14 protein-coding genes and 1 pseudogene are annotated in these 24,785 nt (G+C 42.7%); 7 read left to right on the top strand and 8 right to left on the bottom strand.

Annotation, left to right across the window (positions count from 1 at the left end):
* Window positions 1-17 precede the first annotated feature (17 nt).
* Complete coding sequence (locus H140_RS0104415) at window positions 18-1,262, bottom strand: enoyl-CoA hydratase/isomerase family protein (RefSeq protein ID WP_227672910.1); 1,245 nt, start codon at window positions 1,260-1,262, stop codon at window positions 18-20.
* A 144-nt stretch (window positions 1,263-1,406) separates the two neighbouring features.
* Window positions 1,407-3,077: a fatty acid--CoA ligase gene (locus H140_RS0104410; RefSeq protein WP_019672450.1), complete on the bottom strand. Its 1,671-nt coding sequence runs from the start codon at window positions 3,075-3,077 to the stop codon at window positions 1,407-1,409.
* Between the two features lie 914 nt (window positions 3,078-3,991).
* On the opposite strand from H140_RS0104410, the gene xseA reads away from it, so the two are divergent.
* From xseA to ggt, 5 genes and pseudogenes are all read left to right on the top strand, one after another.
* Window positions 3,992-5,539 carry an exodeoxyribonuclease VII large subunit gene (gene xseA, locus H140_RS0104405; protein WP_019672449.1) on the top strand — a complete coding sequence of 516 codons (1,548 nt, stop codon included), beginning with the start codon at window positions 3,992-3,994 and terminating at the stop codon, window positions 5,537-5,539.
* A gap of 90 nt (window positions 5,540-5,629) precedes the next feature.
* Window positions 5,630-5,857 (top strand): annotated as a pseudogene (gene xseB / locus H140_RS13905) (exodeoxyribonuclease VII small subunit); the annotation flags it as partial.
* Between the two features lie 80 nt (window positions 5,858-5,937).
* Window positions 5,938-7,182 (top strand): glycerate kinase, encoded by a 1,245-nt coding sequence (locus H140_RS0104395; protein WP_019672447.1) that lies wholly within the window; start codon window positions 5,938-5,940, stop codon window positions 7,180-7,182.
* Between the two features lie 237 nt (window positions 7,183-7,419).
* Window positions 7,420-8,280 (top strand): hypothetical protein, encoded by an 861-nt coding sequence (locus H140_RS0104390; protein WP_019672446.1) that lies wholly within the window; start codon window positions 7,420-7,422, stop codon window positions 8,278-8,280.
* A gap of 205 nt (window positions 8,281-8,485) precedes the next feature.
* Complete coding sequence (ggt, locus tag H140_RS0104385; RefSeq protein WP_019672445.1) at window positions 8,486-10,399, top strand: gamma-glutamyltransferase; 1,914 nt, start codon at window positions 8,486-8,488, stop codon at window positions 10,397-10,399.
* Between the two features lie 155 nt (window positions 10,400-10,554).
* Here the strand turns inward: ggt and ubiM are convergent, their stop codons facing one another.
* The 5 genes from ubiM to potA form a co-directional block, all read right to left on the bottom strand.
* Window positions 10,555-11,742 (bottom strand): 5-demethoxyubiquinol-8 5-hydroxylase UbiM, encoded by a 1,188-nt coding sequence (gene ubiM / locus H140_RS0104380; protein ID WP_019672444.1) that lies wholly within the window; start codon window positions 11,740-11,742, stop codon window positions 10,555-10,557.
* 285 nt (window positions 11,743-12,027) lie between these two features.
* On the bottom strand, window positions 12,028-13,179 hold the full coding sequence (locus tag H140_RS0104375) for an ABC transporter substrate-binding protein (protein ID WP_019672443.1): 1,152 nt from the start codon (window positions 13,177-13,179) through the stop codon (window positions 12,028-12,030).
* 55 nt (window positions 13,180-13,234) lie between these two features.
* Window positions 13,235-14,011 (bottom strand): spermidine/putrescine ABC transporter permease PotC, encoded by a 777-nt coding sequence (gene potC / locus H140_RS0104370; RefSeq protein ID WP_156819081.1) that lies wholly within the window; start codon window positions 14,009-14,011, stop codon window positions 13,235-13,237.
* 15 nt (window positions 14,012-14,026) lie between these two features.
* Window positions 14,027-14,974 (bottom strand): spermidine/putrescine ABC transporter permease PotB, encoded by a 948-nt coding sequence (gene potB, locus H140_RS0104365; RefSeq protein WP_019672441.1) that lies wholly within the window; start codon window positions 14,972-14,974, stop codon window positions 14,027-14,029.
* A complete protein-coding gene (potA, locus tag H140_RS0104360; RefSeq protein WP_019672440.1) occupies window positions 14,967-16,217 on the bottom strand; it encodes a spermidine/putrescine ABC transporter ATP-binding protein PotA in 1,251 nt (416 codons plus the stop codon). Before potA ends, potB begins: the two co-directional genes overlap by 8 nt.
* 499 nt (window positions 16,218-16,716) lie before the next feature.
* On the opposite strand from potA, the gene H140_RS13900 reads away from it, so the two are divergent.
* Both H140_RS13900 and H140_RS0104350 read left to right on the top strand, forming a co-directional pair.
* Window positions 16,717-17,286 (top strand): PepSY domain-containing protein, encoded by a 570-nt coding sequence (locus tag H140_RS13900; protein ID WP_019672439.1) that lies wholly within the window; start codon window positions 16,717-16,719, stop codon window positions 17,284-17,286.
* Between the two features lie 222 nt (window positions 17,287-17,508).
* Entirely contained in the window at window positions 17,509-18,495 is a 987-nt protein-coding gene (locus H140_RS0104350) for a glutathione S-transferase family protein (RefSeq protein ID WP_019672438.1), read from the top strand.
* Window positions 18,496-18,631: 136 nt separating this feature from the next.
* Here H140_RS0104350 and H140_RS13895 read toward each other — a convergent pair.
* On the bottom strand, window positions 18,632-24,785 hold a 6,154-nt coding region (locus H140_RS13895; RefSeq protein WP_019672437.1), incomplete at its 5' end, for an Ig-like domain-containing protein.

The raw sequence follows: 24,785 nt of genomic DNA, 5'->3' as shown, positions 1-24,785 counted from the left end.
TCAATACTATCCCACTTTTAACCCAGCTTTTCAAAATGCTCATGGATATAAGCCTGCCCCTCTACATCAAGACACTCAGCCAAACTACGACTCCACTGCGGATTGCGGTCTTTATCTATCAATAACGCCCGTACACCCTCGCTAAAGTCAGGATAATTGACACAGTGTAGCGCCACATTGGTCTCAAGTGCCATCACCTCGGTCAATGACAAGTTATGCGCACGCTGATACATCTCATAAGTAATCGCTTTGGTCACAGGACAACCATAGCGATAATTGCCTATGGCAGCTTTAAACCAATCATTATCGACAAACTCAGAACAAAAGCTTTCAATATTTTCATCAGACTGCAAGATATCATCTATTTTATCCAATCCGCCACAGTTCATTAAGCGCTGAATAGGTCGCATAAATTTAGCAACATTACTGGGTGCAAACTCAGCTGTTGCAGCAGACTCTAGGCTGAATTTGTTTAACGTATTATTAGCAATAGCCATCAGCTTACTTTTACGATTACTGAATCCATTAAAGCTGCTTATTTCGACAAGGTCATTTTCTCTGCTTAGGCTATTTTTTTCTGACTCAGTAAGCGCACTGTACCAGTCTGCTTCACATAAACAGTGCAGCATCAGATCAAAGTCCTGACTACTGGCTTTAAAATCAGCCAAGTTGCACAGCAAGGCATCATTGGCATTGGCATCTGCACCAGTTAATCCCATAAATAGCCCTGTTTTGGCAGGGAAGCGCTGTAAAAACCAACTGCCCGTCGCATCAGGAAACAGACCAATATTCACTTCAGGCATCGCTGCTCGGGTGGTTTCCGTCACAATACGGTGGCTACTGCTACTTAATAAACCCATACCACCGCCCATCACAATGCCACTGCCCCAGATAATAATCGGCTTATGATACTCATGCATTTGAGTATCCAAATGATACTCACTGGCGAAGAAATCAACCGCTTCAGGTGGCGCTATGCCCTCGCCATCCCATTGTTGACGGGCTTGATATAACATACGTATATCACCACCAGCACATAAGGCGCGCTCGCCTGCACTGCGAATCACCACAGCCACCAAATCCAGCTTAGCTTCCCACTCGCCCAGCTGTGCACTCATTGCTTGGCACATACCTGTGGTCAGCGCATTAAGTGATTTTTCACGATTTAAGGTGATTAAGCCGATTTGTAGCCCCTGTTTGATATCAATTAGCTCAAACAATACCTCTGCGCTGTCTGACGTTGGTTTTTGTAAATTATTCATGGTCATCATTGCCCTAATAAAGCTCTAAAAAAACAGCTATACTATCACATTGATTTTTATACAAAAAGCCGTTACCTTAAGGGCAACGGCTTTGCTAACCATAAAACAACTTAAAGTTTTCTAAAACAATACGCTTATAGTAAATTAAATTTGGGTCTGTCCGACATACAGCTCACGCATTTTCTTTTTGTCATGTTTACCAACTGACGTTTTTGGCAACTCATCAACGACTTTATACTGATCAGGCACCCCATATTTGGGAATCATACCTTTTTCAGCTGCTTGCTCGGCCAGAGCCTTGATATCCTCAGGCTTGGTATCCTGATAGTTTGGTTTTAAGACAATGGCGGCCAGTGGACGCTCGCCCCATTTCTCATCACGTACCCCGATTACAGCGACATCAGCTACCGCAGGGTGCAAGGATAAGATAGTTTCAATTTCAAGCGATGAAATCCACTCACCACCCGACTTAATCACATCTTTTAAACGGTCAGTAATTTTCATAGTGCCATCTTCTGTCATAAAGGCAATATCTTCAGTATGCATGTAACCATCCGCCCACAGTTCACTACCTGCATCCGCATTTTTAAAGTAGCTTTGAGTTAACCAAGGCGCACGTAGCACAAGCTCACCGGTCTGTTTACCGTCATTAGCAACACGCTCATTATTACCATCCCAGATTTGGGCATCTACCATAATCACAGGCTTACCAGTCAAACAACGACGCTTAACATCTTCTTCTGCGGTCATTTCAGGCTCATCTGAGCGAAACTCTGTTAATCCAATCAGCGGAGCAGTTTCTGACATACCATAGCCCGTATAAACCTCAATGCCCGCTGACAATGCCGTTTTTGCCAAGCCCTCAGACAAGCGTGACCCACCAATAATCATTTTCAAACCATTAAAGCCTTTGCCCTCCGCCTCTGCTTGTTTTAGTAGCATCTGCAAAATCGTTGGCACACAATGAGTAATACTCACCTTTTCAGTCTCAATTAATTTAAGCATCACATCAGGCATATAGCGCCCTGGATACACCTGCTTTATACCCAGCATGGTCGCCGTATAAGGGAAGCCCCACGCCATCACATGAAACATAGGCGTCATCGGCATATACACATCACCGAGCACTAGGCCTTGCTTTTGTGGCAATACCCCTAAGCTGGCCGCTTCTGCCATGGCGTGCAGAACAATTTGGCGATGACTAAAGAACACTCCCTTCGGGTTACCAGTCGTACCAGAAGTATAAAACGTAGTCGCGATGGTATTTTCATCAAAGTCTTGAAACTCAAATTCATCACTGGCATCTGCTAGCAGTGCTTCATATTCACCAAGCAAACGATTCTGGCTAATACCAAACACCCCATCACTACTGGTCTCATTATCATCAAGCCAAATAATATGCTCAATAGAGGAGTTTTCAAATTGATAGTCTTTCACCATAGGCGCAAACTCAGAGTTTAGCAGTAGCACCTTAGGCTTGGCATGATTAATGGTGTACAGCACTTTTTCAGGAGACAGTCGAATATTCACCGTTTGCAGCACATATTGCGACATCGGCACCGCAAAATACGACTCCAAAAAGCGATGACTGTCCCAATCCATCACCGCAACCACATCGCCTTTCTCAAGATTTAACCCATCTAACACATTCGCAAGCTTCGCAATACGCGAAAACAGCTCACGATAAGTCATGCGTTTTTTATCCGCATAGACGATTTCCTCATCTTGCGAAGTAACTTTTGAGCGGTTTAATAGCTGCTTGATCGTTAGCTGAAAGTTATAGGCTTCTGGCGCAGCGTTATAGTTATTTATCATACTAAAATCCCTTTATTCTAAATATTTAAACGAATCAAAACTCTCTTCCACTGTAATACATTCAGGCGTTTATTTCTATAACAGGCTGTCAACGCAGTCAAACACAATTATTTACCGCCCAAGCCCACAACCAATACCGAAGCTAATTATCATTATCAAAAAACACATGAGTAGCTATTCTCGCTTTCCGCTACTATCTTGGCTTGCACGGGGACAGACGCTACTAGCCAGTGGCGTTCCTGACTCAGCGATACCGCCCCTAGCTAAGCGTCTGTAACCCCGTGCTTTACCAAGTATATCCGCTACAATCGAGGCTAAACCGCACCTTCAATTCACCGTCATCGCAATAGAGGGTTTTTCAATTACAGGGCATCGAATTTCATTAATTTTAGGTCATAAAAAAACCTCAATCACTGATAATTGAGGCTTTTTAGGTTTATCTCAGACGTTTAAGCGTTATCTATTAATGCCTTTTCTGCCAATGACGCTAAGTAATTACTACGGCTTTTGTAACGCTCTTTATTACTAGGGCGTGTCTTCAATTGGATTATGTGGCTAAAAATGAGATAGATTTTTGTCAAACAAGGATAGTTTCGCAGATAATATAGATATATTAGCTAGAAATTAGACACAGTTTGGCGGAAATATAGCCATTTTTAGCCCATAAATTATAAAGTTGCAAATGAAGACACGCCCTAGATTTTATCAAATCTGAAAATCAAGATATCAAGCAAAACGAGTGCAACGCTACATGTATTAAGTCTAGCGAGTGTGACAAAGATAGATTGTTTTTCATAAAAGGCATTATCTCAGCCAAAAGTTGCGATTGATGTCATACTGGCTATAATAGCCTTCTGCTTATGAAACAAGCATAATAATTATAAAACCCACCTCCCTGATACAGACAGATACTTATGCCTAAGCCAGACTTATCACGCCTAGATGCACTGACAGCCGAGCTTGATGCCGATGCCAGTGCCCATACCAAATATCTTGATATTGACGACAGCGACACCCTAGCGGATGAATTAGAAAACACCGTACTTAGACTGAGCGATTATCTGGCAGCCATCGAGCTGGTCGTCAAAGAAACCTTTCAACACAGCGTGTGGGTCAAAGCCGAAATTCGTAACTTATCCAGTAAAGGTGGGCATTATTACTTTGAACTGGCCGAAAAAGACGATGATGGCAAAGTTATCGCCAGTTGCCGAGGTAACTTATGGCGATTTAAAGCGGCACGTGTATTGGCTAAGTTTGAACGCGCTACTGGTATGGCGTTAGAGCGTGACGTTACCGTTTTACTTAACGTAACAGCAAACTTCCATCCGCTCTACGGGTTTTCATTAACCATTAATGACATTGATCCCAGTTATACCTTAGGTGACTTGGCTCGCCAATATGCAGCCATGCTGGAACGACTTAGCGCTGAAGGCCTACTCAGCTTAAACAAGCAAGTGCCTGCCCCATTTGATATTGAGCATGTGTTAGTTATTGCGCCCGAAAAGGCGGCAGGCCTTGGTGACTTCCGAGCCGATGCCGATAAGCTGCAGCGCACCGGTGCTTGTCACTTCCATTATCATTACGCCACATTCCAAGGCAATCACGCCCCAAAAGAGATACGTCACGCCATTACCAAAGCCATGCTAACCTTTAAAAAACAGTACGATTGCCTGCCCGATGTGATGGTGATTATTCGTGGCGGCGGTGCAGTTGGCGACCTAGCCTATCTGAACGATTATGAGTTGGCCGCTTTGGTCGCTGAGCAGCCGATTCCAGTGTGGGTCGGTATCGGTCATGAACGTGACAGTGTCATTTTAGATGAGATTGCGCACACCAGTTTTGACACGCCATCAAAGGTGATTGCCGGTATCGTTAATCACCTTGCTAGCCTGATGCAGCGCACTCAAGACTTTGCCGATACCATTTGGCACGCCAGCCAGCAACAAGTTACCCAAGCGGCGATGGCGACCGAGCGTCAATTCACTGCCATTCAAAATACCAGCAGCTATAACTTGCAACGCTGGCAGCATTTAAGTTACTCGCATTTTAATACCATTAAACAGCATGCTAAATTTGAGCTACGTCAGGCTTCTATGACTAGCAATTCCAATATGAAGCAAATTCAGCAACTCAGCTATAACCACTTATCACGTGCCAGCAGCGCCATTGACACACGCTATCAAACTTTCAAAGAGAGCTGTTTTCAGCGTCTTTCAGATGCAGCCAAGCAAGTGCGTTATTATCAGCAAGTGGTGTTAATCCAAAACCCTGCTCGCTTGCTGGATCAAGGTTATGCCTTTGTCCAAAATTCAGATGACAAATACCTTAACTCTGTCTCCAGCATTGAAAAAGGCGACTTTGTTAAAGTATCCATGAGTGATGGCGAAGTGAAAGCTGTGGTGTATGATGTCAATAAACATCCAACTGCTGATACAGATTCTACTGAAACTAATCAGAGCTGAGTACTAACTGTATTCTGACTTACTTTTATATCGACCTTTAATTTACTTTCTCAAAAATTTGTTCACTTTATTGATTATAAGGATTCTATTATGGCCACACGTACTCGTAAAAAAGCGACCCCAAAAACATTCAAAGATGCGTATCAAATTCTAAAAACCAATGCCGAAGAGCTGCAAAACTCAAATGAGCCCGACATTGATAACCTGATGAATACAGTTGAGCAATCTATCGCTGCTTATAAAGTTTGCCAAGCACGTATTGAAGCGGTACAACAAGCGCTTGATGCCGCTTTTGATGAAGAGGGTGTGGAAGATGAAGATAAGGCGGATGAAGAAGAGGAAAAACAAGCGGTTGTGGTAGATGCCTCGAAAACGACAGAAGCAAACTCAACCCAGTCGTGAACATTCTAATCGCCCCCGACTCTTTCAAAGAAAGCCTAGACGCTATTGATGTTTGCAAGGCTATCAAACAAGGCTTTAACCAAGTTTTCCCACAGGCTACATACCATCTATTGCCACTGGCTGACGGCGGTGAAGGCACATCAAGCGTTTTATCCTATGTGTTAGATGGCGCATGGCAACAAGTTGAGGTGCATGATCCATTAATGCGCCCAGTCATCGCTAAATACTTTTTGACTCATGATGGCATGGCGATTATTGAAGTCGCTGAAGCATGCGGACTGCATTTATTAACATCAAGCGAGCGCAATCCTTTAATTACGACCACTTACGGGGTCGGTGAAATGATAGCCGATGCCATTAGCAAAGGTGCCAGCCAATTGCTAATTGGGCTTGGTGGTAGTGCCACTAATGATGCTGGCGCTGGTATGTTACAAGCGCTTGGGGTCAAAATATCCGACGCCAATGGCAATCTAGTAAGCGCAGGCGGTGCAAGTCTTATTGATGCCCGCCGTATCGATGCCACACCTTTAAAAGAGTTGCTGTCTACTACTAAGATTACCGTCGCTTGTGATGTAACCAGTCCCCTGTGTGGTCTGACAGGGGCGAGTCACGTCTTTGGTCCACAAAAAGGCGCAGCCCCTGAGCATGTTGAAGCTTTAGATAAGGCTTTAGCACATTTTGCCGCTGCCAGTGACTCTGCTGCTGTTAGCGCAACAGATGCTCACAATATCAAGCCACACTGTGCAGAGGTCGAGGGTGCGGGCGCTGCTGGTGGCTTAGGATTTGCGCTGATGGCTTACTGCCAAGCTGAATTAAAATCAGGATTTGACACCATCTCTGAAGTGGTTCAACTAGATAAGCAGTTAGCCCATGCTGACTTGGTTATTACTGGTGAAGGTAAACTTGATGCCCAGACTGCTATGGGTAAAGTAGCTAGTGGCGTGGCTTTACGAGCTAAAGTAATTAATCCAGACCTACCAATTATTGCTATCTGTGGGAGCGTTGAGCATAATGAAAATAATATAAATAGCACAAATAGTGAAAATATGAAAAATACCGCCACTCAAAATGAGTTCACCCTCTTACCGACAGACAATTCACCATTTGATATTGTCCTACCCAGTATTCATAAGCTTGATAAACTAGAAAACATATTGGCTGATGCCTACCCCAATGTTGCTCGAACAGCGTATCAATTAGCCACTACCTTAAAGTTAGGACAAGGCTTTAGTCGTAAATAACCCTTGATTCAACTTAATTTGATTTAACTTAGCTGCATTTACTACACCATCTAACAAAAACAATGTAACCAAGCTCCAGAATTATAAACTCCTCAATATCAACTCTTTAAATAGGTTGTGGCTTTAGCTGAGCATCTGTCATAAAAATTCATTCTATAGCTGGGCTAAAAGCACCAGCCTACATCAAATGCTAATAAGTTGAGAGTGGGGAAAAGAACTTAAAAATAAGGGAACATAATGTCAAACAAACTTCTATTATCTACTTTAATCGTCTCAATTTTGGGTATTAGTGGCTGTAATTCGGCATTGATGGCGATTGATAAAGCAAAACAAGAGCGCACCGCTGAGCGTGAAAAACAGCCCTCTATTGACAACTACATTGCTTTAAAACAAAAGTATCAAGCAACTGGCACACTGACAGCAAAAGAACATATAACAATGGCAAGGCTTCTACGCAATGCCTTACGTGGTGCTTATGAATTGCCAGAGCCAAAAGCAGATTATTTAAAACTGCATACCTCACACATCCAAGCTGCCGCCAAACTTGGTGATAATCAGGCAGCACGAGATTATAACCAGTTGCTTATTTTTACCAGTGTAAAAGCTACTAACCCATCACAGGTGAACACTGATACTCAAGTCATCACTGACATCAGCAAGTTTAAACAAGGCTTAAATGGGCTGATGCAAGATGCGAAAGCCTTTGACCCTGAAACTCAATCTATTTATCAGTACTTTGATTATTCAATAGATAACGCCAGAAGTGATGTGTTTGAGTATTTAAAAAATGTACTGCAAGCCAAAGATGCTACGCTATATCCTGAGCTGGTTGACGACATGCAACTGTTGTTAATTTTTAATGATTATCAGGGATCATTTAAAACTAAATATACCCAGCCAGACTCTATCTATAAGCTGATTAGCAATTTAAAAGACACTCAGCCTGTGGCGCTAGAAAGATATTATGTGTTAGCAAAACTGACTGGTGATCAGCAATCTGCGAGCAAAATCAAAACGATGCTGACGGACTCAGCCTCGCTGTCGCATGCAGAGTCTTTATATCAGCAATATATTAAGCATTTTAATGCGAATCACTGATAAATCAGATAATATGGGTTATTTATAGGCATAAGTTATTTATAGGCTTAAGTTATTCATAGGCATAAGCTGTTATCAGCAACCAGTTTGCCTCTCAACTAAGTTTGCCTCTCAACTAAGTTTGCCTCTCAACTAAGCCTGCCTCTCAACTAAGTATGCCATACAACAAGGATGCTTTATATTCAACAAGGACGTGAGAAATAATATGACAAACCCAAACTGCCAACAAATTAACGCCATTACTCCACAGTCTAAACAGACACCTAGACTGCCTCACCGATTCGCTAGAAAGCTAGTCGTTACCAGCTTTCTAAGTGTTAGCCTCGCAGTGTCATCACTGGCCAGTGCAGAAACGCTAGCCAATGCAAATGCTAATCCCTTACAAATATCTGAAACCAAAACCATTAAAGCCCTATCTGCCAGTGCCAACTCTACAACTGCTGTCAGTGCCACCAATAAAAGCGAAGATCAAGCCATCTTCTCAGCCGATGCCATCCATCATCCGCTGTGGGCTAAAAATGGGATGGTTGCCAGTCAAGAGGCTTTGGCCTCTGAAATTGGATTGCAAATACTCAAAGAAGGTGGCAATGCGGTCGATGCGGCGGTAGCCGTAGGCTTTGCACTGGCAGTCACTTTACCACGTGCGGGCAATATCGGTGGTGGCGGCTTTATGATAATCTATGATGCCAAAACGGGTAAAACGGTTGCACTTGATTATCGTGAAAAAGCACCGCTCAAAGCTGACAAAGACATGTATCTTGATAGCGAGGGCAATGCTGACAAGCAGCTCTCTCGCTATCATGGCTTGGCGGTAGGCGTGCCTGGCACTGTTGCCGGTCTGGTCACTGCACTAGAAAACTACGGCAGCATGACATTGCCACAAGTGATGGCGCCTGCAATAGATCTGGCTGAAAATGGGATAGAAGTTACCCCAGGCTTAGCAGAGTCACTGGTATCACTAGAAGACAGACTCAAAAAGTGGCCAAGCAGCGCTAAGATATTCTTTAAAGCCGATGGCAGTCATTATCAGGTCGGTGAGCGCTTGTATCAGCCTGAATTGGCCACCTCATTAAAGCGTATCGCACAGCAAGGGGCAGCCGGTTTTTATACTGGTGATACGGCAGAAAAGATTGTCAAAGCAGTTAATGATGCTGGCGGTGTTCTTAGTATGCAAGACATGGCGGACTATCAGGCGCTGATTCGTCAACCTGTGGTTGGTGATTACCGAGGTTATCAAATTGCCTCTATGCCGCCGCCCTCTTCTGGTGGCGCACATATTATTCAGATTCTAAATATCTTAGAAGGCTATCCGCTAAAAGACTATGGCCATAACAGCGCCCAGACCATTCATTTAATGTCAGAGGCGATGCAATTGGCTTATGCGGATCGCTCTGAGTATTTGGGTGATGCAGACTTTGTGCAGGTACCGTTAACTGGTATCACCTCCAAAGATTATGCCCAGCAGCTGCGTGCCAAGATTAATCCAAATAAGGCGACGCCTGCCAGCTTGGTGAAGCCGAACAATCCATTGCCCTATGAAAGCAATGAGACCACTCATTTTTCAATCGTTGATAAAGACGGAAATGCAGTCGCCAACACTTATACCCTAAACTTCTCTTACGGTACCGGCTTGGTAGCTGAAGGCACTGGCATCTTGCTAAACAATGAAATGGATGACTTTTCGGCCAAAGCAGGCGTGGCAAATGCCTATGGTCTACTGGGCAATGAGGCCAATGCCGTTGCCGCTGGCAAGCGTCCTTTGTCATCGATGAGCCCAACGATTGTGTTCAAAGACAGCAAGCCCTATATCGTGACAGGCAGTCCTGGCGGTAGCCGTATCATTACCACTGTTACCCAAGTTATCTCGAATGTGATTGACCATGATATGAATATCGCTGAAGCCACTCACGCTCCACGCATCCATGATCAGTGGATGCCAGATGAGATACGGGTTGAAAAAGCACTGAATATCGATACGGTAAACAAGCTAGAGTCAATGGGGCATAAGGTTAGCCAAAAAGCTGCAATGGGCTCGACACAGTCAATTATGGTTACACCACAGGGGCTTTATGGCTCATCAGACCCAAGACGCACAGACTCTGCGGTTGTTGGCTATTAGACAGTTGATTAATTGTTGGTTAATTAACGCCAATCTCAACTTAAAATACAGGCGGTGGCTTGTGTGGGGTTTAACTCCCTTCCTTTTCCAAAGGAAGGGCTGGGGATGGATTTTTAATAAGTACTGCTAGTTAGCTGATAGTCACTAAGTGTTCATTAACCAGTCAATCGACGAGTAATCATACGCTTCAATGGCGGTAAATTATTACTCACATGCAGTACCCCATCACGCAATATACGGGCAGGCAATCTATCATCGGTAAATAATTTTACGACCGCATTGGTGCCATGATAAATAACTCGTGTATTCTTCTGATGACGCAAATTGTATTCTCTTAACAAGCGGTCACTGCTAATATCCCAACCTAAGCGCTTTGATCTTTTGATCAGCTTGGCTAGGATATCCTGACTTTGTAACCCCAAGTTAAAGCCTTGTGCCGTCACTGGATGCATACCACAAGCGGCATCACCGATTAATGCACAGCGCTTGCTATAAAAGTGGCGAGCATGTACACCAGCTAGCGGATATTCATTGACCTCACTGGCCATTTTCATGGCACCAAAACGGTAATCTAATTGCTTAGCAATATGCGCTGCCAACTCATCATCTGTTAACTCACGCAAGCTTTGTGCTTTACGGCTATCGATGGTCACCACACAGTTGGTTACATGATCGCTAAGTGGCAATAATGCTAAAGTCGAGCCATAAAAGAAGCACTCCATCGCTGTATGGTCACTGGGTAGCTCATGCTCTACTCGGAACACCATCACTGTACGCCCAAAGTCGTAAGTATCACTGGTAATACCCATTTGACGGCGAATGGTTGAAAATCTACTGTCCGCAGCAATCAGTAAATCTGCGGTCAACTGCTCACCACTTTCTAAAATGACGGTGGCCTGTTTTTCATCGCTAAAGGCGGTTTTAACCTTCTCATTTAAACGCCAGGTGATATTGTCCTGATTGGCGACACTTTGATAAGCGGCTCGGCGGATATGATAGTTGGAAATAAAATAGCCAAGCGTATCGAGCGCTTGCTTTTTGCTGTCTTGCTTAGGCGTCTTAAAGTGCAGCGCATAATCAAAGCTACCATTGATAACTTTGGCTTGGCGCAGTGGATGAATATCTTCTTCTGCCACCAGTTGCCATATACCCAGCTGCTGCATAATCTTCTTAGACGGATGAGTTAAAGCAATCTCTCTGCCATCAAAAGGCGCATTGGCCAGTTGCTCAGCAGTGTGCGGATCAATTAAGGTTATCGTTAATCCTGTATCGGCCAGATTGCGACAAAAACTAAGTCCAGCTGGTCCTGCACCAACCACGATAATATCACTGTGTTGTGTCATATCCACCTCTTTTGTAGGGAATTACTGATCGCTTAATTGTAGCAAATAGTCGACACAAAAACAGCATAAATAAGAATGAATCTCAATTGGATAATTTTTCTTAACCAAACGCTTAGTTTCAGGCTGTAAACTACACAATATAGCCAAAGAAACCTAAAATGGTTACAAGGCAACCGAGCGCAAGTACTACAAAGGTAGGCTTAGCGAGATTAACACCGTAACCCTTTAGTATTTCGCTGACTATATCAAACTTTGCTAGACCGTCTTACTGCTTATGGCAATCAATCACATATCCACCTTTAATCTATCCCAGTATTGCAATAACAACGCCATGGTACGGTCACTCACATCACTTCGAAACAGCGCATGCGCCAATAACTCATCAGGTGGGTATACGGTCGGATTATTGGCAATCTCAGCAGGCAGCAGTTTTTTGGCTGCCTCGCTAGGAGAACCATAGCCAATCTCTTCACTGATAATGGCTGAGTTTTCAGGGCGTAGTATAAAGTCAATAAAGCGGTGTGCATTATCTATATTTTTGGCGTTTTTGGGGATACACATATTGTCCATCCACATAATTACCCCTTCTTCTGGATACACGAAGTCTAGCTCAGGCATACCCTGATCTTGCGCCATGATGACTTCACCATTCCAGCACATACCCAGATACGTCTCGCCTTCCATAAAGGGCATCCGCGGTGCATCCGAGTTAAAGGTACGCACATTGGGCATCAAGGTTGACAGCTTCTGATAAGCTTGACGGATATGTTCAGGGTCTTCTGTGGTCGTGGGCAACCCTAGCGTTAAAAGCGCAAACATAAACACATCACGCATATCGTTCATCAACATAACACGACCTTCAAACTCAGGTCGCCATAAGTCTTCCCAAGACTTGATATCATTGATGTTCAATCGGTTGGTATTGACCGCAATACCAGATGATCCCCACAAATAAGGAATACTGATCTGATTACCTGGGTCAAAATCCGCATCCAAAAAAGCGGTATTTAAATGATTAAAATTAGACAGCTTATTGTGGTCTATGGTCTCAAGCATCCCTTCACGTCGCATCTTATCGACAAAGTCAGTACTGGGAAAAATAACGTCATAATCGCCACTGTTATTCATCAGTTTTAGCTTGGCATACATGGCTTCGTTAGAGTCAAAGGTGCTGTATACCACCTCGATACCAGTTTCGGCAGTAAAGGCTTTTAACACACTATCGGCAATGTATTCGGTCCAATTATAGACTTTGACCACATTACTATTCGTATTGCTTATGCTGTTAGCTGATGAGTCTAAGTCACTACTAGCATCCGATTTAGGTTGACAACCAGTTAAACCTATACCTGTAATACCAGCAAGTCCAGCAATGGCTGCTGTACTCAAAAAACGTCTGCGACTGATGGGTGATTTTAATTTATCGGGTTTAGACATCACTGCTCCTTAATGCTTTATGGTTCTGGGTTGAGGCTATTCTATGATCTATGGTTTAACGCTTTTTAAATAACAACCACTGTGAAAGCAGCAAACCAATTAATGAAATGACCAACAAGATAGTACCCACCGCATTGACTTCTGGCTTAACGCCAACCCGTACCATAGAATAAATCTGTAACGGCAAAATCTCAAAATCTGCACCTGTATTAAAGGTGGAGACCACCACATCATCCAGTGATAAGGTAAACGCCAGTACCCAGCCTGCCATTACTGCTGGCATGATAATCGGCAATAACACAGTGCGTATCATGGTCATCTCACTGGCACCCAGATCACGTGCTGCTTCTAAGACACTATTGTCCATACTGCTTAAGCGTGCTGACACTGTAATCACCACAAAGGGTAAGCAAAAGGTAATATGCGCCAACAATAAGGTGACAAAGCCCAACTTAATACCCAACATTAAAAATAATGCCAAAAGTGAAATTGCCAATACAATCTCAGGTGACATCATCAACACAAACAATAAGCCTTGTAGCACCCCTTTTCCATTAAAATCATAGCGCTGAAATGACAAAGCAGTTAACGCACCTATCAGGGTAGTTACGGTTGCCGCCACCACCGCCAAGACAACCGAGTTAATTGCCGCTTGGATCATGCCCTCATTGGCAAACAGCTCTTGATACCAAGTAGTGCTAAGACCGCCCCAGTGATAACCAACCTTTGACGCATTAAATGAAAACACCACCATCACCACAATAGGGGCAAAGATAAGCAAATACATCACCGTCAAATACAGTCGAGCCAACCATTTCATTGAGTTACTCATATCAATGCCACTCCCCTAGCTTACATCATGATGATCAGTTTTGCCGATACGCTTGCTACTAGCGTAATAAGCGGCAATTAAGATAGCCATAGCCACAGTTAACAGCACACTGGCTGCTGCCCCAAACGGCCAATCCCTAGCATCCAAAAACTGCGCCTTGATGATATTGCCCACCAATAAGTTGCGCGAGCCACCAAGGATATCTGCGACATAGAACATACCCATGGCTGGTAATAACACCAAGAGCACACCTGAAATAATCCCAGGTGTGGTCAAAGGTAAGATAATATGCCAAAAGGTTTGAAGCTTATTAGCCCCTAAATCTTTGGAAGCAAGCACGATGTCCTGACGCATATCAGTAAATACCGCATATAAGGGCATGACCATAAATGGAAACAGCAAATACACCAGCCCGCCAATAACCGCCTTTTGGGTATATAAAATTTGTAACGGCTCATCAATCAAACCGATGCCAATTAAGGCAGTACTAAGCAATCCATTGGCAGCAATAATTAACTTCACTGCGTACAAGCGCACCAAAGAGTTGGTCCAAAATGGAATAATCAATAACAGCATCAAAAATGACTGCCAACGCTTTGAGGTACGACTAATTAGCCAAGCAAATGGATAGCCAAGTAGCAGACAGATTAACGTAGTGATAGCCGCCATACTCAGTGAATGCAAAAATACCTTCACATACAAAGGATCGACAAAACGCAAATAGCTTTCTACGGTTAAGGGAAATGCCAAAAAGGTATCGTCATCACGGGTCATAATGCTCGCAAGCACTACCAAGATATTTGGAATTAAGGCAAAGATAACCAACCAAGCCCAAATAACAAACACAGTGACTCGCTGAAAAAGTCGCCCACCCTGTTGCTTTTTGGCCTGCTTTTTATTTGGCTTATTTGGCTGCTTATTGACGTTCGCCGCTGCTATATTAGACATATTGGATTTATTCATCTGGTAATATCCACTCCCATCCATCTACCCAATCAACACGGACTTCCTGCCCAAGCTTATAATTAAAGTTTGGATCGTCTTCATTGAAGTATTCTGATGCTTTAATCAAATTGCCATTTTGCAATCGTATCACCGAGTCTAGGGTGCTACCTTTATAGGCACTGTCAATCACGTGCCCTATTAGCCCATCATGTCCTTCATTCAGATAATAAACCCGAATGTCCTCAGGGCGCAGTAATAAATTAATGCTTTGTCCCACTTGCACCTCAAATTTGGGACGTGGCAACTCACGAATTGGGTGATAGCCTTCTTTTTGCTCAGTGACCTCTACTTTTATCTGGGTTGCTCCCACCTTAAGTACACGTGCGGTAAATAAATTAGTCTCCCCAATAAAGTTGGCAGTAAATAAGTTGGCTGGTGATTCATAAATACCAATTGGCGTATCAATTTGTTGAAACTCGCCTGCCTTCATCACCGCAATGCGATCTGACATAGATAAGGCTTCTTCTTGATCATGAGTGACAAACACAAAGGTAATGCCCAGCTCTCGTTGTAGTCGCTTCAATTCAGACTGCATTTGTACCCGCATCTTGGCATCCAGCGCTGATAGTGGCTCATCAAGTAGCAGCATTTTTGGTCGATTAACCACCGCACGTGCTATCGCAATGCGCTGCTGCTGACCGCCCGATAAGTCTTGGGGTCGCCTGTTAATGGTGTGCTCAAGCTGCACCATTGCCAGCGCCTCTTTTACCCGTTGTTTAATCTCAGCTTTTGGTACTTTTTTTAATTTTAGTCCATAAGCAATATTGTCAAACACATTCATGTGCGGAAACAACGCATACTGCTGAAATACGGTATTAATCGGACGCCTCTCAGCTGGCATTTCTGTGATATCAACACCATCAAGGGTCATACTGCCTGCATCAGGCATCTCAAAGCCACCAATCAGACGTAATAACGTGGTTTTACCACAGCCTGAAGGGCCTAATAAGGTTAAAAACTCGCCATCATAAATATCTAAATCAATATTTTTTAAAATTTGGTTATCATCATAGGATTTACTAATACCACGAATACGCAACAAAGCCTTTTTATCCGTAGGCTGCTTTAGTAAAGTCCTACCATCAGTAGATCCATTCGTTAAGGATTCTCCAGACGATTTGTTTTCGTCCAAAGGATCTATCAAAGCGTTTGCAGGCAAAGTTGCTGCTGTGTTACCAGAAGGTCTATCATTTATCGACATAAAAACAGCCTCGCATAAAAAGGTGGCAAACAAAAAGGCGCTATCGTACCTGAGCTATCCAAAAAAACCAATACTGGCGAATAAAAAACACTAAGACGTGTCTTCAATTCGTGCACAATAACGTTAAAAACCTTAAGAACGTCAAAAAACATTAAAAAAACAGCCTAGACAAAGCCAAGCAGATCATAACAGCATAAATACACATACTTTAGCAAAATGTTACAGCACGACCATTTTTTTCGATAGTACAATGGATTCGGTATTAAGCTGATGTGGCTGTATAAAATTGATTTATTAAAATGCTGAGCTAAAGCCACAGCCTACACCAAAATGCTCCAAACAACAAAACATCTGGCTAAAGCCTGTTTTCAGTTTGTACTTCGTATAGTGTATAGTCGTTCAATAGAGTCTGTTGACACTTGAGTCTATTAACTCAATAAAGCACTAATATAAAAACAATCCTTTTAGCCACAAAATTATTTATATATAGGAATATCTCATGAAACCAATGACTTTCATTACTTCAGCCTGCGTACTTGCACTTACCTTGACAGGCTGTAATAACAGCAAGAATACAGATCCCGTTGCTTCAGAGCCTGTGACCACAGAGCAAGGTGCTCAAACTGATATGGCACAGCCTGAATTTATTGGTATCGATGATGCTATTGCTGTTGCACTAAAAAACACCATGGGTGATATCATTAGCATCGATTTTGATACCTATCAAAATGGTACCAAAGCTGAATACAAAGTTGAGATTATTGCTAATGATCTACAACATGAAGTCAAAATTAATGCCATCACCTCAGATGTCGTTAATGTCAAACAAGAAAGCCTGGATGCCGAAGATCAAGCCGAATATCAAGCGCTACAACAAGCCCAAGTCACGCTTGAGCAAGCGATGCAAGTAGCCGCTGACAGTATACCTAACTCTGTGGTTACCGAAGCCAGCTTTGACTTAGAACATGGTCAAGCAATTTATGAGATCAACTTAGTTGCTGACAATCAAAAACACGAAGTTAAAGTGGATGCCAATACAGGTAGTATATTGAGTAGTAAGCTAGACTAGCAGGTCTATCACTTTAAGCTTTGAAGCTATACAGCGAGAGGCCATGCTCAGCTCATAATTCATGCGCTAGTATCGCCTTGGAAGCCTTTTGCGCCTTTTACATTGTTGCCATAAGTAGAACAATTAATTGCATAAACAGGTGTTTATTATTACCAAGACAACAGATATAGTTTGGTTTCAATTTTTATTAAGATTTAAACTCATAACTTAGGAGATAAATTAATGGGACTATTAGTAGATGGCGTATGGCACGACCAGTGGTATGACACGGAAGAAACTGGTGGTCGTTTCGAACGTGACATTTCTCGGTTTAGAAACTGGGTAACTGTTGATGGCAGCGCAGGCCCTAGTGGTGTTGAGGGATTTAAAGCAGAGCCAAATCGTTATCATCTTTATGTGTCATTAGCCTGCCCTTGGGCGCACCGTACGCTCATTTATCGTAAGCTAAAAGGCTTAGAAGATATGATTTCAGTGTCTGTGGTGCATCCATTAATGCATGAGCATGGCTGGACATTCGAAGAAGGCGACGGCGTGATTGCAGATCCTATCTTTAACGCCAAATATATGCATCAAATCTATACCAAAGCCAAATCTGATTACAGCGGCCGTGTGACTGTGCCTGTGCTTTGGGATAAAAAGAACAACACCATTGTAAGCAATGAATCATCAGAAATCATTCGTATGTTTAACTCAGCCTTTGATGAAGTGGGCGCTAACAAAGAGGTAAACTTCTTACCAGAAGATTTACGTAGTGAGATTGATGAATTAAACGATTATATCTACCCTAATATCAATAATGGCGTATACAAATCAGGCTTTGCAACTACTCAAGAAGCTTATGACGAGGCGGTTGTCGATTTATTTAAAGCTTTAGATACCATCGAAGCACGTTTGGCAGACAAACGTTATTTGACCGGTGACACCATTACTGAAGCAGACTGGCGCTTGTTTACTACGCTAGTCCGTTTTGACCCTGTGTATGTTGGTCATTTCAAATGTAATATTCGCCGTATCTACGACTATCCAAACTTATGGGGTTATACCCGTGATTTATATCAACAGCCTGGTGTCGCTGAAACGGTCAATATGGATCACATTAAGAGCCATTATTATGGTAGCCATGATACCATTAATCCAACGCTGATTGTGCCTCGTGGACCAGCTATTGATTATACTACGCCTCATGGCCGTGAGAAATTGTCTAACTAAGCCTTCATTATAAAGAAAGCTAAAAACCCAGCGATGCTTTAGGTGTTGCTGGGTTTTTTTGGTTGGGAATAGTTTCCAATAAAAAACCGCCCTCTTTCGAGGGCGGTTTTTCTGCTATTTATTAACACTTTTAGTTTTAGACACCTACGACATTAGTAATATCGATATCTATATAAAGCGTTTGATGGCTATAAGATAGATAACTACCTTTATATTCATAATACTGATGACCATCACTGTCTTGGACAGTAGTATCTGATTTGGTCCAATTTCCTGCACCACTTAAATCAACTTTATCGTTAGCATCACCTTTAATATAAAGACCTGATTGAGAGCTTCCACGTATCTGCATAAAGCTTCCGCTAAAGGTATTACCCGCATCACCAGTGCCTAAATCTAGAACTTCAATAGCAGTAATATTACTAGCACTGATCGTATTTCCACCACCAGTGATGGTTAAGATATCATGGCCTGCACCACCGTTAATACTACCTCCTGTGAACTTCTCAATGTAAAGCTTATCATCACCACCACCAGCATTAACACTGCCTCCTGTTAAGGTTTCTATATTAATAGTATCATTACCATCAGCTAAATAAATATTACCGCCAGACAGTTTTTCAATGGTAACGGTATCATCACCAGCACCAAGGTCAAGCGTACCACGACTCATCTCTTTGGTAACCGTAACTTGGTTAGCTCCTGCGGTAGATTTAACTGTACCATTAGACATTGCGTCGATGCTAATGACATCATTGACTCCTAAATTGATAGTACCACCTTGTAGGTTATCCACTTTAACAGTATCAACTTCGTTGTCCTCATTAGCCTGTTCAGTACCGGTATATACGGTGCCACCTGTCATGGTAGTTATTGATAACTCATCCTGACCTGTACCTAAGACGATATCACCTTTGTGGAAGTTACCGATACTGACAATATCATTATCTGAGCCAACATCTAATAATGGTGAACTAGATATAAGAGCTGTCTCACCCATAGTACCAATAGTTACTTTATCAATACCTGCTCCAGTACTAATGCTAGAGGCACCAATAAATGAGTTAGCTGTCACGGTATCATCATCAGTCTGTCCCTCTTCAAGTGTATCAACACCTGTATAAATCTTAGCTTGAGCTTCAATATTACCTAGCTCAAGCACATCATCACCAGCTCCAGCTCTGATGATGGCTTTTTGACCATAAATAGTACCGAAGACTGTAATTTTATCGTTACCATTTCCAGTAATAATGAAGGCTTGTTGGCCTGGTTCTCCTGCTGTTACATTACCACCAGTTATATTACCAGACTCATCTTTTTTACCAACTGTGATTGTATTGTTACCATCACCCGCCTCAATTTTAAGTTTATGACCTAAGTACCCTCCAGCTGATGGATTAAAACTACCACCAATAGTAATCACATCATTACCACTACCAGCAGTAATACTTGATGTACCCCTTAAGTCAGAGCCCGTTGTAAGCTCGTTATCACCATCGCCCAAATCAATGGTTGAGTTTAAAATTTCGGTACCAATAGTGACAATATCTTTATGCTTACCCGTTTTGATATAAGCAGAGTCTGTAACAGTTGTTCCTATATTAAGCGTGTTTTCACCATCACCTAGATTAATAGAAGCATTATCAACATAGGTTTCGATATCAACCGTATCTTTACCATCACCAGTCATAATAGATGCTGAGCCTGATACTGACTCGCCAATAGTTAGGGTGTTGTTACCGCCTCCTAAGTTGACAGTTGAGCCAGAAACATAAGTACCGATATTAACGGTGTCAGCATCTTTCCCTGCTGTAATAGTTGATGATCCAGAAACCGATGTACCCACTTTTAGGATATTTTCGCCATCACCAAGTTTAACTGAGGCACTTTCAAGATAGGTCTTAATATCAACTGTATCCTTACCTGTACCAGTAGTAATAGAAGCTGAACCAGACACTGACTCACCTATCGTCAAGGTATTATCACCACCACCTAAGTTAATAGCTGATGAGCCAGACACATAAGTACCAATATTAACGGTATCAGCATCTTTCCCTGCTGTAATAGCAGACGAACCAGACACTGACGTGCCAACCTTAAGCGTGTTATCACCATCACCTAAGCTGATTGTTGCTTTATCGACATAACTGCCAATTTCAACTAAATCATCATTATTACCAGTGATAATTTTAGATGAGTTATCGATATAAGTTCCTGTTTTTACGGTGTTTTTACCATTACCAAACTCAACAATAGATCCACCACCAATATATGTGCGTGTTGAAAAACTGTTATCCCCATCAGCTAGATTGCCATTACCATCCGTTGCAGTAATTTTACTTCCGCCTCTGATATAACCAAATCTACTGAGGTTAATTGCATCCGATGCACCAACAATAACTTCGTTATTACCTGTACCTACGTCAATAACGGAAGAAAAGTCAAGGTTACTACCCACGAATACAACATCATTACCACCCTTGGTCTCTAACACTGAAGGTTTTTTTGAACCTAATAATGATGCACTCAAGAATTCTTTAACAATGATGTATTCATTTTCATCACTTGTGAGGTAACCTTGGTTTTTACCCACCACAGCAGAATCAGCTGCGTATCTGTTGTCGGTCATATCTTCATAAGGGATGGTCTGTTTATCATTAACAATATCATTATAAAGATAATCAAAATAAGCAAACTTCGCTTTGATGGCATTACCTGCAGCATCGATGGCATAAATATGCGCATCGCCACTTGATTTACCCCAGTAATTATCCATATTGATGCGGAAGACATCATCAACATAGTTACCACCAAATAGCTTAGACTTACCATCTTTACCAGTATAAGTCATATATACTCTTGAATATTGTTCACCACTAAACTCTAATACCATCTTACCTTCGGTTGCAGAGGTATAACTAACCTTCTCTAGCAGTAGGTCAATTTTAGTATCTAACGTCATCTCTGTAGTACTTTCGTAGACACTTTGCGGTGCATCAGGATTGGTTGAATTAACCACCTCAACCTTATACTGATACACACCATCTGGTAAATCTTGTTCCTCAAAACGCTTGTCTTCAAAGGTATAAGTTCTATCCTCTCCTTCAACTGGTACCAGTTTTGCAATTATATCTGCATCTGTAGGATTAGTAGAGGCTAAAATATTGCCATTATCATCATACACAACAACATCAAAGCCATCTGGTAATACGTCAGTTAGCTTAACTTTAACATCTACTGTGCGATCATTAGTTAAGTTATTTATTGCTGGTGAAACACTTGCTTCACCCTCGTTAATAACGCCCACATAGTTTTCAGGATCTAGATCAATGTTTTGATCAATTACACTAGTGGCAGCGTAGCTCTTAATATCCCCAATGATTGATTTTGCTTCTTCGTTATCATTATCAATGAGTTGAATAGACTCAATATTAGGGATATTAACAACGTTTAACGTACCTGAGCCTTGACCTAAGTTACCTGCCTTATCAGTAGCTTTAGCAATAACCTCGTACTCTTTGGTCGCCAGCATTTCTTTAATCATATCATCAGCAAGCGTCCAAGTGCCGTTGCCATTGTTAACAGCCTCGTACTCAACACCATTAACAGTGACCAACACAGTCGCATCCGCATCATCTACCGTACCTGTTAAGGTCGGTGTTTGATCAATAGTGACCACATCATCAACTGTTACCTCTGGTGCGACAATATCAACCAATATACTGTTAATACCTTCTTCAGAAGTATTGCCTGCCTGATCAGAGATAGTAGCTTTAACTTCCAGCGTTGAACCATCAGCATTGCTATCCAGATCTACCAAGGTTTTGACATTACCTCGTGCTAGGTCTGTTTTGGATACAATAATGGTCACGTTTTCAGTGGTTTCGTTATTGTCTTTGTCGGTAATAGTAATAGCCAGTTGTACCCGATCACCTACCTCTGTACCTTCAGGTAATGATACTTGAATTGGTGTATTACCAGCATTATAACCAGTACCATTTTCTTCACTATTGATGTACTCATTGTCATCAATATTTTCTGGGAAGCTAATAACTGGCTGACCTGGTACAACAATATCCACCTCGTATGGACGCTCGGCACTGACCGTAGTTGAATTACCCGCCTTATCAGCAGTGGTCACACTGACACTAACCTTACTATCAGCTGCCAAATCTGATCCAGCGACGTTCTCAATACGGAAGCTACCATCCTGACTAACAGTACCTTCGTAACTCTTATTATTGACTGTCAAAGTAACCGTATCATTTACGTTATATTCACCAGTGACCTTACCAGTAACAACCTGTTGTGAGCCTGCCTCCGCAGCATTCACAATATCATCACCTGCAATGATATCGATACTGATACCCAGCTCAGGCGCAGTCGTATCAACAACAATCTTACCTGTTGTTTCTGCAGTCACTGTGTTACCAGCGGCATCTGTGGTAGTAACTTCAACTTTGTCATATTCACCTTCTGGCAGTACATAGTTACCATCACCATTAGCTTCGATAATCAAGCGTGAACCATCTGGCTTAATCGCTACTACACTGGTGATGGTATCGCCTTCATCCATACCTGTGATGCTAAGCGTACCATCATTGGTGATGTTGTCATCAGCAGCAGCACCAGTATCGTTAACGAGTCCAACATTAGGAGTGGATATAGTTGTATCCGCATTGGCAACCGTAGCTTGTTCACTAGTACCTTGGTTACCAGCTTGGTCTGTGACCGTTGCAGTGACTTTACTGCCAGGTTGTACGTCAATGTTATGACCGTCTAACAAGATGTCTTCAGTCACCTCCACGGTAACTGTTTCACCACCTTCTACCACAATGGTTAAGGTGTCGCCCTGCTGTGCATCCGGTCTTGGCTTAACATTAATGGTAATGGTGCCATCTTGATTAACATCATCTTTGTTATAGTCAGCATCCGCACCAGCACTTGGTACAGGCACAGTGATAATCGGTGCGTTTGGTGCAATGGTATCTGCCTCCGCCAGCTCTTTTGTGACACTGTCACCTAGGTTGCCTGACGCATCTTTCACACTGGCAGTCACTTGGCTACCTGGCTTGACGGCCACCTGATAATCTTCTGTCAGCATAGATTCAGTAATAACAATCTCATCACCATTCACGATTAACTTATCGTTTGGCTCTGCGTCATCTGGCAGTTTAATGGTCACTGTAATGTCACCATTTTCATCAACATCATCTTTATTGTACTCACCATTAACGCCCGATGGACTTGGTACTTCGATTGTAGGTGCGCTTGGCGCTGTTAAATCAGGAGCAACTGCATTAACAGACTTACCAGGGTTACCCGCAATATCTGTTGCTGTTACGGTGATGGTTTCTGAGTTAATTAATGCTGGGCTTAATAATATTGTATAGCTACCATCGGCATTGGCTTTGGTTGTGCCAATAGTTTCTCCAGCAGTATTTTTTACCTCAACGGTTGCACCTGCTTCTGTTTGACCAGTAACTGCAGCACCATTATCAGTAATTTGAGCTGTAATTGAGTCAGGACCTGTGGTGTCTGGCGCTGTCGCTGACCCTGCATCAGAGATATTGTCAGCCGCATCAGTTAAGGTGGCACTTACTGTCTCGCCATTGGTTAAGGCTGGATCTAGTCTGGTTGTAAACTCACCATTTGTAATAACCCCTGTGATCGGATCTGCTACGCCAGGCACTGTAATGGTGACGCTTGCCCCCTCTTCACCGCTAACCGTCACAGAGCTGCCATCATCACTGATGCTCACTTGTGGCGCTTCAGGTTTTGTGGTGTCAGGCGCTGTTGCATCAACTGGATCTGTGCTGTTGTTATTGGCATCTGTGGCAATCACAGTCACAGGCTCACCATTGGTTAATGGCGTATTTAGCTCTACTGTGTAAGCACCAGTTTGTGCATCAGCTTCGGCTGTACCGATAATGTCACCAGCTTTGTTTTTAACAATCACTGTCGCACCAGGTTCCGTTTTACCCGTGACTTGCGTGCCTTCTTCGTTAAATTCAGCATCTAAAGTCTCTGGCGGTGTGATATCAGTAACCTCAGGCACAACAATGCCGTCAACCTCTCCAAGCTTCGCTTGTAGACCTTCTTTATCTTTACTTGGATCAAGTAGATTAATAGCCTCTTGTGCTGCTTGCTTAGCTTCAACAACTTTGTCTTGTAGATCTTGTAGATCGTCATGCTCTTGTTGAGTAATAGAGCCGTTAGCTTCTGCATCTTTAAGCGCCTGTTCAGCTTCTCGTTGAGCTTCCTCAGCAGCCGCTACTTTGTTTTGTGCA

It is taken from the genome of Psychrobacter lutiphocae DSM 21542 (assembly GCF_000382145.1).
Taxonomy (GTDB): Bacteria; Pseudomonadota; Gammaproteobacteria; order Pseudomonadales; family Moraxellaceae; genus Psychrobacter; species Psychrobacter lutiphocae.
This window is presented reverse-complemented; position numbering and strand designations above follow the sequence as displayed.

Coding starts and splice junctions, on each gene's coding strand:
- H140_RS0104415 (WP_227672910.1), bottom strand. CDS start 1,262: ATGAATAATTTACAAAAACCAACGTCAGACAGCGCAGAGGTATTGTTT.
- H140_RS0104410 (WP_019672450.1), bottom strand. CDS start 3,077: ATGATAAATAACTATAACGCTGCGCCAGAAGCCTATAACTTTCAGCTA.
- xseA (WP_019672449.1), top strand. CDS start 3,992: ATGCCTAAGCCAGACTTATCACGCCTAGATGCACTGACAGCCGAGCTT.
- H140_RS0104390 (WP_019672446.1), top strand. CDS start 7,420: ATGTCAAACAAACTTCTATTATCTACTTTAATCGTCTCAATTTTGGGT.
- ggt (WP_019672445.1), top strand. CDS start 8,486: ATGACAAACCCAAACTGCCAACAAATTAACGCCATTACTCCACAGTCT.
- ubiM (WP_019672444.1), bottom strand. CDS start 11,742: ATGACACAACACAGTGATATTATCGTGGTTGGTGCAGGACCAGCTGGA.
- H140_RS0104375 (WP_019672443.1), bottom strand. CDS start 13,179: ATGTCTAAACCCGATAAATTAAAATCACCCATCAGTCGCAGACGTTTT.
- potC (WP_156819081.1), bottom strand. CDS start 14,011: ATGAGTAACTCAATGAAATGGTTGGCTCGACTGTATTTGACGGTGATG.
- potB (WP_019672441.1), bottom strand. CDS start 14,974: ATGAATAAATCCAATATGTCTAATATAGCAGCGGCGAACGTCAATAAG.
- potA (WP_019672440.1), bottom strand. CDS start 16,217: ATGTCGATAAATGATAGACCTTCTGGTAACACAGCAGCAACTTTGCCT.
- H140_RS13900 (WP_019672439.1), top strand. CDS start 16,717: ATGAAACCAATGACTTTCATTACTTCAGCCTGCGTACTTGCACTTACC.
- H140_RS0104350 (WP_019672438.1), top strand. CDS start 17,509: ATGGGACTATTAGTAGATGGCGTATGGCACGACCAGTGGTATGACACG.